Origin of the sequence: Shewanella sp. Scap07, from assembly GCF_013394145.1 — a bacterium.
GTDB classification, from domain to species: Bacteria; Pseudomonadota; Gammaproteobacteria; order Enterobacterales; family Shewanellaceae; genus Shewanella; species Shewanella waksmanii.
In genome coordinates this window covers 731,291-747,109 of record NZ_CP041329.1, presented here as the reverse complement: position 1 = coordinate 747,109, position 15,819 = coordinate 731,291, and the positions used below count along the sequence as shown (strand labels likewise).

9 protein-coding genes and 2 pseudogenes are annotated in these 15,819 nt (G+C 46.3%); 9 read left to right on the top strand and 2 right to left on the bottom strand.

Annotation, left to right across the window (positions count from 1 at the left end):
- Window positions 1-14: 14 nt before the first annotated feature.
- Window positions 15-4,565, bottom strand: a complete 4,551-nt coding sequence (locus tag FLM48_RS03220; RefSeq protein WP_179023421.1) for a biotin carboxylase N-terminal domain-containing protein — start codon at window positions 4,563-4,565, stop codon at window positions 15-17.
- A gap of 120 nt (window positions 4,566-4,685) precedes the next feature.
- On the opposite strand from FLM48_RS03220, the gene FLM48_RS03215 reads away from it, so the two are divergent.
- Window positions 4,686-5,597, top strand: coding sequence for a LysR family transcriptional regulator (locus FLM48_RS03215; RefSeq protein ID WP_179023419.1), 912 nt, complete (start codon window positions 4,686-4,688; stop codon window positions 5,595-5,597).
- Between the two features lie 12 nt (window positions 5,598-5,609).
- Here the strand turns inward: FLM48_RS03215 and blaOXA are convergent, their stop codons facing one another.
- On the bottom strand, window positions 5,610-6,404 hold the full coding sequence (blaOXA, locus tag FLM48_RS03210) for a class D beta-lactamase (protein WP_179023418.1): 795 nt from the start codon (window positions 6,402-6,404) through the stop codon (window positions 5,610-5,612).
- A 192-nt stretch (window positions 6,405-6,596) separates the two neighbouring features.
- On the opposite strand from blaOXA, the gene FLM48_RS03205 reads away from it, so the two are divergent.
- From FLM48_RS03205 to FLM48_RS03170, 8 genes and pseudogenes are all read left to right on the top strand, one after another.
- Window positions 6,597-7,769: a hypothetical protein gene (locus FLM48_RS03205; RefSeq protein WP_179023416.1), complete on the top strand. Its 1,173-nt coding sequence runs from the start codon at window positions 6,597-6,599 to the stop codon at window positions 7,767-7,769.
- Window positions 7,770-7,871: 102 nt separating this feature from the next.
- Window positions 7,872-8,375 carry a SprT family zinc-dependent metalloprotease gene (locus FLM48_RS03200; RefSeq protein ID WP_372847468.1) on the top strand — a complete coding sequence of 168 codons (504 nt, stop codon included), beginning with the start codon at window positions 7,872-7,874 and terminating at the stop codon, window positions 8,373-8,375.
- A 125-nt stretch (window positions 8,376-8,500) separates the two neighbouring features.
- Window positions 8,501-9,225 (top strand): annotated as a pseudogene (locus FLM48_RS03195) (endonuclease).
- 4 nt (window positions 9,226-9,229) lie between these two features.
- Window positions 9,230-9,961 carry a 16S rRNA (uracil(1498)-N(3))-methyltransferase gene (gene rsmE / locus FLM48_RS03190; protein WP_179023414.1) on the top strand — a complete coding sequence of 244 codons (732 nt, stop codon included), beginning with the start codon at window positions 9,230-9,232 and terminating at the stop codon, window positions 9,959-9,961.
- A gap of 30 nt (window positions 9,962-9,991) precedes the next feature.
- Window positions 9,992-10,945 (top strand): glutathione synthase, encoded by a 954-nt coding sequence (gene gshB / locus FLM48_RS03185; RefSeq protein ID WP_179023412.1) that lies wholly within the window; start codon window positions 9,992-9,994, stop codon window positions 10,943-10,945.
- 6 nt (window positions 10,946-10,951) lie between these two features.
- A pseudogene (locus FLM48_RS03180) lies at window positions 10,952-12,259 on the top strand (alkaline phosphatase); the annotation flags it as partial.
- Between the two features lie 600 nt (window positions 12,260-12,859).
- The gene (locus FLM48_RS03175; protein ID WP_179023409.1) at window positions 12,860-13,891 is read left to right on the top strand and encodes a methyltransferase; all 1,032 of its coding nucleotides are present in this window, start codon (window positions 12,860-12,862) and stop codon (window positions 13,889-13,891) included.
- A gap of 189 nt (window positions 13,892-14,080) precedes the next feature.
- A complete protein-coding gene (locus FLM48_RS03170) occupies window positions 14,081-15,751 on the top strand; it encodes a DUF342 domain-containing protein (protein WP_179023407.1) in 1,671 nt (556 codons plus the stop codon).
- Window positions 15,752-15,819 lie beyond the last annotated feature (68 nt).

The window sequence follows — 15,819 nt, the reverse complement described above, 5'->3', positions numbered from 1 at the left end:
TTAGTGAACTGAGGTTACACTGGCGATACCACAAACAAGAGCTCACCTTGCGATACCTGTTGGCCATTGCCGTTAAGGATACGCTCAATACGGTACTGCTTATCTTCTGGGTAAAGCACGGCATCTTTACGGTTAAAGCCGGCTAATGTCACTTGCGAGAACATCTTCATCGCTTCTGTAAGCGCTAAAGTCTGATCAACACTAACAATGTCACCTTCTTTAACAAAGTCGGCTTCACCAGGCGCTGGAGAGGTATAGAAGATACCGGCACCTTGAGCTAGGACTTTCAGTTCGTTACTTTCACCAACACGTAATGACTCAGTATCTACCCCTTCGGTTTCAGCAGCAGCTTCCATCTCAGCGATCAACTCAGGAATATCAAGTTCTGCCATAAAGCGCGGTAGATAGTTAGTGTCATATACACCTTCATTGAAGGTACCATCTTTCAAGATGCGGGTCAGCAGCGGAATGTTAGTCGCAATGCCTTTGATAACTACGCTATTGGCTAAGTAGTCATGTAGCTTGTTAATTACATCTTCACGGCTTTCACCTCGACAGATGATTTGTGCAATCAAGCTATCGTAATAAGGTGAAACCTCTTTGTCCTGACCGGCAATCGAGATGATCTCTACATCGTCACGCTCAGGCATCACGCATTCAGTGATCTTACCTGGATGAGGTAGCAACTGCAGAATACCGTTGCTATCAAGCGCAGCTTTCTCTGCTGTAACACGCACTTCAATCGCATAACCGATATCTTGTGGCTCAAGATCTTCAATTGAGCGGCCAGCGGCAATATCAAAACCAGCGCTAACAATATCAATACCAGATGTTGCTTCTGTCACTGGATGCTCTACCTGCAGACGAGTGTTCATCTCCATAAAGTAGACTTCATTGGCATCTAGGTTGTAGATGAACTCAACCGTACCAGCACCCATGTAATCAGTGGCATCACCCAATGCACGGGTATATTCCATAACTTGTTGCTTAAGCTCGTCAGGCAACATGGTTGAGCCAGACTCTTCAACCACTTTTTGGTTGTTACGCTGCACTGAACAGTCACGTAAACCCAGTACTTTGGTATTGCCAAACTTATCACGCAGCAATTGCACTTCAATGTGGCGCAGAGACGTCACGTACTTCTCTAGATACAAGTCACCGTTACCAAATGCAGCCGCGGCTTCTGTAGATGTTTTCTGGAATAGAGAAATCATATCTTCAGGGCGTTCAACAACTTGAATACCTTTACCGCCACCACCTTGTACCGCTTTAAGCAGCACTGGGTAACCAATTTCATTTGCCACGTTCACTGCTTGCTCAGCGTTGGTCAAAATACCATGGCTACCAGGGACTACGGGCACGTTTTGCGCTTGTGAAGTCTTAATGGCGTTCGACTTGTTACCCATCGTCGTCATACTGTGGACACTTGGTCCGACAAAGTTAACGCCGTTGTTTACACACAAAGCCGCAAACTGTGGGCTTTCTGACAAGAAACCGATACCAGGATGCAATGCATCAACTTGCTCATATTCGGCAACTTTTAGCACTGAGTATGCATTGAGGTAACTTTCATCAGAAGTGTTACCACCGATACAAACGAGCTTGTCATCACCTTTTAGCATGTCAGCAGGCACTGAGGTCATATCAGGATCTGATGCCACCAATACCACATTGATGTTGTTGTCATGGGCTTTGCGGATCAGCTTAACTGCCGTACAGCCACGTGCATGCACAAGTACCTTATTAATTGGTTTCATTAGCGCACGAGGATCGTCTTGAACAATCTCCTCTTCCGCTACCATCATCTCTGGCACTAAAGTTGATAGTGCATTGCCAATCACATCTTCAATCTGTGCAGTTGGCTTAGGCATAAGTGGATCAATGCTGCTTAACTGATCATCAATAGTCGTACTAAATGGGTTTGTCACTAGTGCATTCATCGCACCAGGTACTTTCGACAAATAGTTAGATAATGTTGATGTAGAAGGCAGGTAAGCTGGTACCACCATTTGGCCAGCAAATGGCATGTTAGTACCCGACAGGTAGTAAGTTTGCACAAGCGGATGAGTCACAAAACTTGCTTGAGCACCACCAGTACAGTCACCGTAACCGAACATCAGTACCGGTAATTCGTTATCACGAATAAAGCGAGTAATACGATCGTTCACAACCGCCATAGAGAATAGCGCTGCAGCACCTTCTTTGGTTTGCATACCGCCAGAGCTAATAAAACAGATAACTGGCAATTTACGTTTAGCACACTCAATCAATAGCGCACTAAATTTCTCGGCACTTGCCATATCAAATGCACCAGCTTGGAACGCGGTATTTGATACTGCTACACCCACTTTAATCTTTTGACCATTGTGTTCAAAATCTGCAGTACCGGTGATCAGACCGCAAGGACGAATGCCTTTGTCTAACGCATCTTCAATCGATAAGCGGAAACCTGGGAAGTTAAGCAAGTTAGCCGACATTTTATCGCCATTGGTTTCATCAAACTCAGTGAAGAATTTGCCGATAACGTTTTCCCAACCCATCTTGCCAGCACGTTTTTCATCGCGCAGTACCTTTTGGATGAGGAGATCTTGATAACCCATGGTCAAGCGGTTCCAGAAGTCTTTACGACGACCGATACGCACAGGGTTAATTGCACCAGTATAATCGCCCTTCTCTTCTTCACTGGCGAAATACTCAGGGAGTAGACGCTCAAAGAAGTAAGTCAAAATAACAAATAAGCTGTCATTTAACTGTGGGAAACCAACACTCTTCCACTGCTCTGTTTTAGTTAACAGTTCAGCGCGGTTGGACTGGTCCATGAAGTACTTAAGCCACTTATAGAACTTGCTCTTATCATTGGCGGTATCTTGCTTAGAAATCGCGCGGTCGATAGAGTCATGTAGTAGATTATCAACAGAAGCACGAGATAGGCTTTTCGCCATCATAGCTTCTTTAGCAATCGAGGCCAAATTACCGACTACATTGTCATATAAGGCGTTAAAAATAAGAATGTTATAGCACTGCCAGATGAAGTCTTCACGCAGTTCATCGTGAACAATTACATCTAACACTGTCAGCTTGTTAAGCTCAGGCCAATCTGCTTGAGTCACTTCAGCTGGTAAGGTTTCTAAGTACTGAATCAAACCTTTGAAGTTATTTTCAGCGTTGCCTTTCCAGCGGTGGTACAGCGACCAACCAATATTAAATAATAACGCCTTACGTGCTTTCTTATAGTTCTCTTTTGGTTCACCCAAAATCAAACGAGTCAGCATGTTACGTTCGGTCGAGATATCATCACGCTTAGAGGTAAAGTTACCCCAAAGCTTATTCAGCTCTTCGTCGTAAACCAGTTTATCTGGGGTCGATAACCACGATTGGAATACTTTATCTTGCTCTTGCTGAATCCGTGCCAGTAAATCACCTTCAGGTACGCTCACCTTAGACAGACGCCCATATTGATCTTGAGAGATCGAATGGATACGGCTGCGCAAAGTCAGGTAACGTAAATAACGATAGGAGCTACCGAATAAATTTAGGTGCATCGTTGGGTTATTAGCAACCGACAACTCTGCATGGTGCTCTAGGGCGGCAAGGTTCTTAGAAGGCTCTAAGAAGCGCGTCAAACTGCGGTCGTAATGCTCGCGTAAATCTTTAGATTCACGAACAAATTGCACTGCAGCTTGCTCTACGGCTTCAATACTACTGATGATCGCACGGCGAAGGTTGTGCTGACGCTCATCTTTATCTGATGGAGAAAAATCAACAATGCCATCAATACAACCTGAGGTGTACAACTCTTCTGGAGACACACCGACTGACTTAGCACACTCTTGCCAAGACAAGTTATATTTACGAGCAATACTCTGTAGGCCCTGTGGCTGAATGGTGTTGAAAATACCATCACGTAACGACAGCAAGATATTGGCTGCTGCTAGCGGAATTGCACCACCTGAGTAACCCGCACCAATCACGATACCGACAGTCGGTACGTCAACATTGGCACTTTCTGCAATCGCTTTTGAAATTGAATGCGCTTGGTTTTGGCTGTTGGCTATCTCACCGGCATCGGCACCTGGGGTGTCAATGAGGTACACAATAGGCATAGACAATTCAGCAAAGTGGCGAATAGCAGTACAAGCCGCTAAATGATGCTCAGGCATCCAAGCGCCATTATTGGTTGAACGCTCTTGTGCAACAAAACCTAGGCGGCGAGTACGAGATCCAAAATTCAGTTCAATCTCGGCACTATAAAAAGGCCCCATGTGGTTTTCGGCAATCAATTTGCCTTTAAGGTCGGCAATAACGCGTTTGGCGCCAGCACGATTCTTATCTTGGGTAGGTTGGATAACTTTGGCGACGTATCCGTCAACGTCTAACTGTTCAAGCTCTTTAAGGTTGGCTTGAATAGTGTCATCGCTCAGAAGACCTTTAATTTCTTCTGAAAGACTCTGTTTACTGTGCTCTGGAAACAAAGAGAAATCTTGCGCCAGATGTTCAGCTTGTAGAAAAAGCGGGTCGGCAGTTTGAGCCTGAGTCGTGTCAGCGGGCTGATTTTTGCTGGTCATTAATTGATCCTCTGCTTAGCCTCTAAAATTTTTAGCCAATAAATATAACTTTGTATTGCGGTCAAATGCTATTAAACTGCTGTAGACGCTTTGTTCCATATTTGAGACAGTATAGTAAAGATGCCTGATTTAAACGGTATGATGCTATTTGCGGCGGTAGTGAGAGCCAAGGGATTCTCGCAAGCGGCACGTGAAACTGGCATGCCAAAATCCACGATTAGTCGTAAAGTTGCGCAGCTAGAAGAGCAGCTAGGTGTACGGCTTTTGCAGCGTGATACCCGCAATTTAAGCCTGACTCAAGTAGGGGCGTTGTTTTATCAGCATTGCAATAGTATTAGTGATGAAATCGAAGCCGCCAAAGCCACCATCGAAAATACCCACAATGATGTCTCAGGTTCATTACGCATTGCTATCCCGGTATCTTTTAGCCAAGAGCTCATTGCCAACTTATGCAGCAGTTTTATGCGCCTCTACCCCAAAGTAGAACTGGACGTGCAGTTTACCGACAGCGATGTGGGCTTAGTGGGTGAAGGCTATGATATCGCCATTAAATACGGCCCACTACAGTCATCTGATCTTGTCGCGCGATTACTATTTGAAAGACAGCCCATTTTAGTCGCCAGCCCAAACTATTTAAAAAGCAATGGCACCCCAGCCACACCGCAGGACCTGACTCAACACAGTGGCATCTTGTTAGGGACTTCTCGCTCTGCGCCTATTTGGCCGGTGGGCAAAGGGTCTCATAAAACCATGGCAAGCTTTAAGCGCAAAGTTCGCGTCAACAGTGCCGTCATGGTTAAACAATTAGTCCTCGATGACTTTGGTATTGCCATGCTGTCGCACTCAGTGTGCAAAAACGAACTGGCAAGCGGCGCATTAGTGCCGTTGCTACAAGAGTGGCCTATCGAAGCTTTTAAGGTTTATGGTGTGTACTCAAGCCGCCGCCAATTGGCGACCAACATCAGTGTTTTTCTCGACTTTTTTACTAAACGATTTAGCAGCCAAGAGTCTCTGCAATCACTGATGATGTAGCAAGAACCTCCGCTACTGAGAGAGATGCGCTTTTATCGCCTGTTTGACTAACTTTTGCCTTAGCGGTAACAGATGCGGATCGCTAATATCCATATTTAATGCAAAAAATATCACCCGCTGGTTTTGTTGATACCAGCCCACAAACCAGCCAATACCGGGCGCTGAACTCACCCCATAGCCGGTCTTGCCAAACCACTGGCCAGGATTATTTGCCGGTAATAACATCATTTGTTTGACAATTTTCTGGCTGCGTTGGCTCACCGGTAAATTTTGGTGATACAAGCTATGCATGAATTCAACTTGTTGTACGGCTGAAATCGCTAATTGGCCCTCAAGCCAAAAATTATCTATGGCGCCGCTGATATCCATATTGCCATATTCCAGCAACTTAACCCCGTCAGTCATCCGCTGTGAACCAAGCTCTTTGGCTAATGCTTGATATATTGGTACCACAGAGTAACGCAGTGCGGTCGCAAAACTGTGGTCTTGATTCCAGCTAGCGTAGCTGTGTTTTTCACCTGTCCATGAAAACGGGCTATGCTGATCTTTTACCACGCCTGCTTCAAGCAGTAATAAACTATGGGGCACTTTAAAGGTTGAGGCAGGAATATAGCCTGTATTCGCGCGCTGAGTATCATTAGTCACCCACTTGTCATGCTGCTCATCAAACAGCACGATGACCCCGGAAACTTGGCGCTGCGCCATCACTTGGTCTACATCAGCACTGTGCTGTAAATCTTGGGCTTGCGCACTTAAACACAACATTGCGCTCATTAACAGCAATCCATGTAACACAGATATTCTCACAGTTCTTCACTCCTATAGCCTGATTACGCACTGGGAGGTTAATTCTAGCAAAAACCTAAGGTGAGATAGCGATAAAATGGGGTGCAAATATGACAAAAAAAAGGCAATATCACTAACAGACTACTCGCATTGAAACGTTAAACCTTGTTGGTTTAACTCATTGATTACCTGCTCAACACAAAGGATATTGTTATGGCTAAGCTGGGTATTTTGCCGCTAACTATCACCACAATTTTAGCTCTAAGTGCCAATGCAGCAGCCCATGCTGCCACAACTGCACTGGATGTCGAAGAAGCACGTATCGACAAGGCGGTAAGCCAAATGCCGCAGGTTGCAAACCGTTACCAAGCCTTGGTTGAATCATTAACCGCCCAATACCAACAACAAACGGATGAGCTACAGCTCACCAAAATGGTGGCTCGACAAGGCGAGCGACTATGGCAACAAGCGGTGCGAGATGTGCAGTCCGGTGGTGAAGATGATAGACCATTATATTGGGGCCGTTTAATGATGCGCCAGCAGCTCAAGCAACAATCCCCGCAATTCAATATGGTTGACTGGCAGCAGAAAGTCGCTATCAATGCGGTTGAAAAGGCATCTCGTGGCTTCAGCAATATTCAATTTGATGACCAAGCAGACATCAAAATATTGCTAACCGGTTTTGACCCATTCTTTTTAGATCGCAACATAGATCAAAGCAACCCGTCAGGCTTAACAGCCCTAGCGCTAGATGGCTATGCTTTTAGCGTCAATGGTCGCCAAGCACAGATTGAAACGGTAATGATTCCGGTGCGTTTTGCAGACTTTGATCAAGGCATGATTGAATCTTTACTGACCCCCATTTACCGCGACAATAGCGTCGACATGATAGTGACTGTCAGTATGGGCCGCGATGATTTTGACCTTGAACGTTTTCCTGGGCGCAATCGTAGCGCAGACGCTCCAGATAATCTCAACGTTTATACCGGCGCTACTAAACAAAACCCGCAAGCACCTTTATTTAACGGTGGCACGCTCAACGGACCGGAGTTTGTTGAATTTTCCCTGCCAGTTAGTGCCATGCAAACGGCTGATGGACCGTGGAAAGTCATAGATAACCATACTGTTTCAAGCGTGAACCGCGGGGAGTTTCAAGCAAAATCGTTATTAGAGTTGAGTAGCGAAACGTCAGTAGAAGGTTCTGGCGGTGGTTACTTATCTAATGAGATATCTTATCGAGCAGTCTTGCTACAACAGCAATTTAATAGCGCCATACCTGTTGGCCATATTCATACGCCAAGGATCAGTGCCTATGACGCTGACGCCGAAATGAACATAGTTAAACAAGTAAAAGCCATGGTAAAAGCAGCAGCGACTACTTTATAATGATAGGTCGTTGTTACCGAGTGACCTTTGAATTTGTTTAATCGTATCCGCCAGCGGTTAACTGCTGAGCATCGCCAAACTCTCGCGCCAAGCACGGCAGTTTTGAATAAAAAGCTGCCGCCTTTGACCGACGAGCAACAGCAAATATCACTGCGTGTGGAGCAATGCTATCAGCTAGCAGAAACTAAGCTGTGCCGCAGATTTCCCCGCCCTAGCGTATATTTCACTTTACGTGGAAAAAGTGCAGGCACCGCCCATTTGCACGAAAACAAGTTACGGTTTAACCCTGTGCTGTTGGTAGAAAATCAGCAAGAGTTTGTAAACACTGTGGTCCCCCACGAAATATGTCACCTACTTGCCCACCAGCTGTATGGTCGCGTGCGTCCCCATGGCAAAGAGTGGCAATCACTAATGATAAACCTGTTTGGGTTATCTCCCAGCACCACTCATCAACTTGATGTCGGCTCAGTAATAGGTAAACAGTTTGACTATCAATGCCTATGCGGACCGGTAAAGCTCAGTGTCAGGCGCCACAACAAAGTCGTCAGAGGTGAAACCCAATACCAGTGCCGGCGTTGTAAAACCCAATTATATCAATCGCAATAACTCGCGCTATCGGCTATTGCCAGCCATGGAAGCAATCACGTAGAATTCCCGTCGACGCTGACAAACGATCAGCGCATTAAGCCCATTTTTGTCTGTAGGTAATCCCATTGAATAATGCCGTTGTAATTGCATTAAGTGGCTTTTTGCTGCTGTTTGTTCCGCAAATAAACGCCAGTGAGGCGCAACACCCCACCAGCTTCAATCAGGCTAAACGTATCGCTAAATCGATTTATGCTGACTATTTGCCGCACCAGAGTTTTTATTGCGGCTGTAACATTATTATTGAAGGTAAAAAGTGGCAACCCGATTTAACCAGTTGTGGCTACCAAGTCCGCAAACAGCAGCGCCGAGCCAATCGGATTGAGTGGGAGCATGTGGTGCCAGCATGGGAAATCGGTCATCAACGCCAATGCTGGCAACAAGGGGGCCGAAAGCACTGTGCTAAAACCGATAGCCAATTCAAAAAAATGGAAGCAGATTTACATAATCTAGTGCCTGCCATCGGCGAAGTGAACGGCGACCGCAGTAACTATCGTTTTAGTCAGTGGAACGCTAAACCTGAGCAGTATGGCGCGTGTGACATGACAGTCGATTTTAAAGATCGCAAAGTCCAGCCACCAGTAGCGAGCCGTGGTCAAATAGCACGCACCTACCTATACATGCAAAAAAGTACAATTTGGCCATATCAAATAGCCAATTAAAATTATTTAAAGCATGGGATAAAAGCTATCCAGTTGATAGTATTGAATGCCGAAGAGACCAGCAAATCGCTGCAAAGCAAGGTAACCATAATCCTTTCGTGCAGCAACAGTGTCACCTTTTTAAGTTGAATAACCAAGTAGCGGAATAAGACCATGAGAGTGCCAAGGATCTATCAAGACAGCGATATCAATGTCGGTGCAGCATTAATGTTAGACGCTGAAGCCGCAGGCCATGTTGGCCGTGTGCTGCGCATGACCAGTGGCGAGCAACTGCAATTATTCAATGGTGATGGTCACAACTACCTTTGCGATATTGTCAGTGCCAGTAAGAAAAATGTCGAAGTTCAGGTCCTATCATCAAGCAGCAACGACAGCGAATCACCGCTTAAATTACACTTGGGCCAAGTGATCTCTCGCGGCGACCGTATGGATTTCACTATTCAGAAGTCGGTTGAGCTGGGAGTCAACACCATTACACCGCTGTTTTCAGAACGTTGTGGCGTAAAACTATCGGGCGAGCGTTTAGAGAAAAAAATCCAGCAATGGCAAAAAATTGTCGTCAGCGCCTGCGAACAATCGGGCCGCAGTGTGGTACCGCAAATTCGTCCGGCAATGCAACTCAGTGATTGGTGTGCACAAAGTACCGACGCCGTTAAGCTTAATCTACATCCGCGTGCGAGCCACGGTGTCAATGGCCTTAGTTTGCCTACAGGTAAAGCGCGACTATTGATTGGCCCAGAAGGTGGTTTATCAGCTGAAGAAATCTTGATGACTGAACAACATCAATTTACCGAAATTCAACTCGGTCCCCGCGTGTTGAGGACTGAAACAGCAGCACTGACGACTATCAGTGCATTGCAACTCAAATTTGGCGACCTTGGTTAAGTTCAAGCTCGCACAACAAAGGATGATATTATGATCAAGCTCGGCATTGTGATGGACCCCATCAGTGACATCAACATTAAAAAAGACTCAAGCTTTGCTATGTTGCTCGCGGCCCAATCCCGTGGATACCAACTGTACTATATGGAAATGGCCGATTTAGCCATGGTTAATGGTCAAGCCATGGCAACCATGAGAGAGCTCAAGGTAGTCGATGACGCCACCAGCTGGTATCAACTTGGCGAAGTCGTCGACACCCCACTGAGTGAGCTAGACGTCATTTTGATGCGCAAAGACCCGCCATTCGATACGGAATTTGTCTACGCAACTTATATGCTGGAGCGCGCTGAAGAGGCTGGCACATTAATCGTTAATAAGCCGCAAAGCCTACGTGATGCCAACGAAAAACTGTTCACCGCATGGTTTGCCGAATTTACCCCAGAAACTATCGTCACTCGCGATGAGCAGCGCATTCGTGATTTTTACCAAGCCAAAGGCGACATTATTCTCAAACCTCTCGATGGCATGGGCGGCAGTTCAATATTTCGTGTTAAGCCCAAAGATCCTAATCTAGGCGTGATTATTGAGACACTGACCAGCCATGGTCAGCAATACGCAATGGCACAAGCTTTCATTCCCGATATCACCTCAGGCGATAAGCGTATTTTGGTCGTCGATGGCGAACCCGTACCATACTCACTCGCCCGTATTCCGCAAAAAGGCGAGACCCGTGGTAACTTAGCCGCTGGCGGCCGTGGTGTCGCACAGCCGCTATCTGAATCAGATTGGGCTATAGCGCGTGCGATTGGTCCAGAGCTGAAAAAACGCGGATTAATCTTTGTCGGCCTAGATGTCATTGGCGACAAACTCACTGAAATCAACGTCACTAGCCCAACGTGTATCAAAGAGATTGAAGCGGCTTTCGATGTCGATATTACCGGCATGTTGATGGATGCTATTGAAACTCGTATTAACGCTAAAAAATAGGAACGATTGATGTTTGCCAAGCTGCCAACCACCCTAATAGCCATTGTTTTAGCCAGTTTCAGTAGTGGCAGCTTTGCCCAAATACTCGAAAACGAAGCGCCGGCTGTCCCTAAAAATATCGTCATCATGATTGGTGACGGTATGGGGCCAGCTTATACCAGCGCCTATCGCTATTATCGTGACAATCCTGATACTGAAGAGATTGAACAAACCGTATTTGATCGGTTATTGGTTGGCAGCGCCAGTACCTACCCAGCAAGAGAAAGCGGCTATGTGACAGATTCAGCCGCCGCAGCAACAGCCTTAGCCACCGGGGTCAAAACCTACAATGGTGCTATTTCGGTCGACAGCGAAAAGCAACCCATCCCCACCTTAATGCAGCAAGCTAAAAAGGCGGGGATGGCGATCGGTGTCGCGGTAAGCTCGCAGGTCAATCATGCTACACCCGCGGCGTTTTTAGTGCACAACGAGAGTCGTCGCAATTATGAAGCCATCGCGAAAGACTATCTCGACACTGACGCCGACGTCATTCTTGGTGGCGGTCAGCGTTATTTTTCTCAAGCATTAATCGAACAATTTGAACAGCGCGGCTATCAGTATTTGAGTGATATGCAGCAATTGGATCAAATTCAACCCGGTAAGGTGTTGGGGCTCTTTGCAGACGTGCAATTACCTTGGGCGATTGACGAACCTAACGGCAATCATCTTAGCCGCTTAACGCAAGTGGCACTTGATCAGCTATCCCAGCATCCACAAGGATTTGTACTACTAGTTGAAGGTAGCCTTATCGACTGGGCGGGACACAACAATGATATCGCCACAGCAATGATGGAGATGCATGAATTTGCTAATGCCATTGAAGTTGTAGAGCAATATGTTCGCCAACACTCAGATACGTTAATGGTGGTGACTGCAGATCATAGCACTGGCGGGCTGACTATCGCGGCTAATGGCACCTATGAATGGCACCCAAAGTACCTAAAGAATATTAGCGCCACTCCACGCAAACTTGCTAATGCCAGCATGGCCGATCCCCAGTGGCAAACATCGCTGGTGCAGCAGCTAGGTTTTGACATTGACACTGACGAGTTACGGCTATTGGACCAAGCACGCATGCAAGGCGAAGCGGTGCTAGCAACCGCAATTAAGCAGCTCATCGATAAGCGCACCAATACAGGCTGGACAACAGGTGGTCACACAGGCATTGATGTGCCCGTGTTTGCTAACGGTCCCGCGGCCAAGCTGTTTTCAGGCCAGCAAGATAACACCGACATCGCCAACAAGATTTTCAGTTTGCTGCCAAAACCTGGTAAAGCGGCCACTAAACCTAAGCAGCCTGCCGCTGAAGTCTCTGCAACCGATAAAATCATGCGCGCGTTTCATCAAGATGAAAGCTTAACGACTGAAAGCGCAACTGACACGGTCGAAGCCAAAACCCAATCACCGGCTAGCGACACGGCAGAAATTGAGCCTGAAACAACTAGTCAAACGGAAAGTGAGCCTTCAAGCCAAACGAAAAGTGAGCCTTCAAGCCCGATTACGGAAGAGCCTTCAAGCCTAGCGGAAAATGAACCTTCGAGCGACAAAGCGATAGAAACTGAAGCTGAGTCCAAAGCGCAAACACCGCAGCCAACTAGTGATGAAAGCCAAAGCACTCAGCCAAACGTTGATACTGACAACCCAGCAAAAGCGCAACAAAGTGCCGATACAGTGCAAGCAACCCAAGCGGCTTCACCAAGTTCTCCTGAGCTCAACCAGCCAGCGACACAGCCTGCTACTCACTAGTCATAGCTTAACACTGCCACCCGGCTGCGGTGGCAGTCATGCCAATTACGGTCATCACAGCCTTAAAAATTACTCAGTCTGCTGTTTTACGATATAATCAGCGCAAATATTTATTGATTGTGATCCGCTGTGTTATCAAACCCATCATTACTCATTGAAAAAAACAGCCACTTGCTCGAAGGGCAAGATGTACTGTTGCTCAACTATGAATCAGATACCCTTGCTAAGTCATTGCTGCAAGTGGCTAACCATGTCACCGCATTAGCACTCGATTTCAATCATCACCTGATGATGCAAAGCCATGCCAGTGACAAATTAGCCCTACACTTTGGTCATTGCCTTAATAGTGATAGGCAATTTGATACAGTCATTATTTATTATCCTAAAGCGAAACCATTAACCGCGTACTTACTTAACTTAGCCGCTCTGCACCTAAAGTTAGGGGGACAACTACTCATTGTTGGGGAGAACAAAGGCGGTATCCGTTCGATTCCCAAACAGTTACCCGACTATTTTGATAAGGCTTTTAAGCAAGATAATGCCCGTCACTGCATTTTGTTTTCATCTGAGCTAAATGCAGCAGCACCAAAAATCGATCTGCAAGACTGGTTAACTCGCTACCAACTCGACACCCCTCAGGGGCCGCTAACTATCTGTAACCTAGTGGGCGTGTTTAGTGAAAAGCGCTTAGACGCGGGTACCGCCCTATTGCTAGAAAACCTGCCAATACTATCAGGACAAGTATTGGATTTTGGTTGCGGCGCTGGCGTACTGGCGGCCGCCTTACTTAAAGCTCAGCCCGAACTTAAATTACAGTGTATCGATATCAATGCAATGGCATTAGCATCGTGCCAGCTAACATTAGCTGAAAATGGTTTGGCCGCTGAGATATTTGCATCCGATGGACTGACACAATGCCAAGGCCTATTTGACGCCATCATTTCTAATCCACCGTTTCATGACGGCTTAGTCAGTACCACTAATATCGCTACGCAATTTGTCAGCGATAGCCAGCGACATTTAAAACGCAATGGCGAGTTACATATTGTCGCTAACCGACATTTGCCCTATAGCGATGCGCTCGCCAATACTTTTGGTCAAGTTAACGTGATAGCCGAAAATAATAAGTACAAAGTCTATGCTAATAAAAACAATCACTAATACAAAAGTTGGATAAAAATAAAGCGAACTCAATGTTCGCTTTATTTTTGCGTGGCATCCATCACGAAAGCTTGAAGTTACTTACAAATTGGCGTCAAATATCACTTCATAGGTCAAAGTTTATGCTGTTATACTCAAAGTGACAAAATAATAACTATTAATGATATATCACCCTTTTCGGAAGCGACTATGCTGGATCCAGAGTTAATCGAACTAAGTGCTGACGGCAACCTAGTCGAGTTTAAAGTGACCCCGAACACCCATGGCCCCTTAACCGCTACCGCAGTTGAAGAGCTATTGCAGTTGCCTGGTTTTTATCAATATTTCCCGCGTAAGAATGTGATCGACCAAGCTGTGATTAAAGTAAATCAGCTCGTAGGCCAGGACGATGGTCAATATGAGCTGTTCTTTGAAATAGCTGAGCGCCGAGATGGCGAAATCACCCTCACTGTTGATGACGACAAAATGCATGCGCAGATGACAGTTTCAGCCGCCTGGGGCGGTGAAGAAGTCACCTTACCTGCGGTACTCAAAGCCTTGAAAGCCGCCAATATTTCAATGGGGCTCAGTAAACTAAAAATTCAGGCCTTACTCAGCCAAATACCGCAACTAGATCCTGGCCAAAGCTGCACAGAAACCATCGCAAACGGTAAAGCAGCAGTAAACGGCACCAATGCAGAATTAACCCGTAAAGTCTCCCTTGCTCGTGAGCGCCTACTGCAGCCACAGCAGCGTGAAGATGGTACGGTAGATATGCGTAATTTGGGCGACATCATCATGGTAAAACCTAATGATGTACTGATGGTTAAGACACCAGCCACACCTGGCAGCCCAGGCTACGATGTCCATGGAACCAAATTAGCTCCGCAGCCGGGTAAAGATGTAAAAATGACGGTCGGCAATGGCTGCGCCCTGTTGCAGTCAGATGAAAATGTGCTTATCGCCACCGTCCCCGGCCAACCTGTTGAAAGTAAGTCAGGAATGCAAGTTGATGATGTACTGCAAATAAAAGATGTTGATGTGGGCTACGGCAATGTCGACTTTAAAGGCAGTATTATGATCACCGGTGATGTCCACGAAGGCATGGTAGTAAAAAGCAGTGGCGATATAACCGTTATGGGCTTTGTTGACTCAGCAAGCCTCTATGCCACAGGCGATATTACCGTAAGTAAAGGTGTCATTGGTCGTCAGTTAAAAGATGATAAATTGTCGACAACTCTCGATGCTAAAGGCCAGATAACCGCACAATTCGTGCAGTATTCCAACCTGAATGCAACTCGCGATATTGTGGTCACTAAACAACTGCTCCATAGTCACACCACGACCCAAGAAAAGCTGATTGTCAGCGATGCCAATGGCCGCCGTGGTGACCTTGTGGGTGGTATCGCTAACACCGATAAAGGCGTCAGTGCTGTCATTATTGGTGCCACCGCAGGTACCAAGACCGAACTGTTCTGCGCGATGAAACAAAGTAGCTTAAAACAGCAGCTCAAACAGCTGGATGAAAGTGTTAAAGCTATGGTGGTTGCTAAACTCAACATTGAAGCGCAGTTAAAAAAGTTACCGCCTAAAGCTGAATGGCAAAATGATGAGATGATGGTCGAGCAAGTTAAAGCCATGCTAGAGGAAAAGCGACGTATCACCGAAGAGCGTGCTCGCGAAGAAGCGGAATTTAACGAGCTTGAAAAAGAAGTGAAGGCCTATTACCAAATGTACCGCATAGAAGCCAAGAAACACATCTTTGCTAATGTTGAACTACATATCGGCCAAGCCTTTGTCAAAACACAGCGCGAACATGGACCCTGCATGGCATTTAACGAAGGCCAAGAGATCAAGTTCGATTACAATAATCGCAAATAGACAAAGGTCAGTATCACATCAGGGCTACGTACAACACGTAGCCCTTTTCTTTATCTGCGCATAACAGG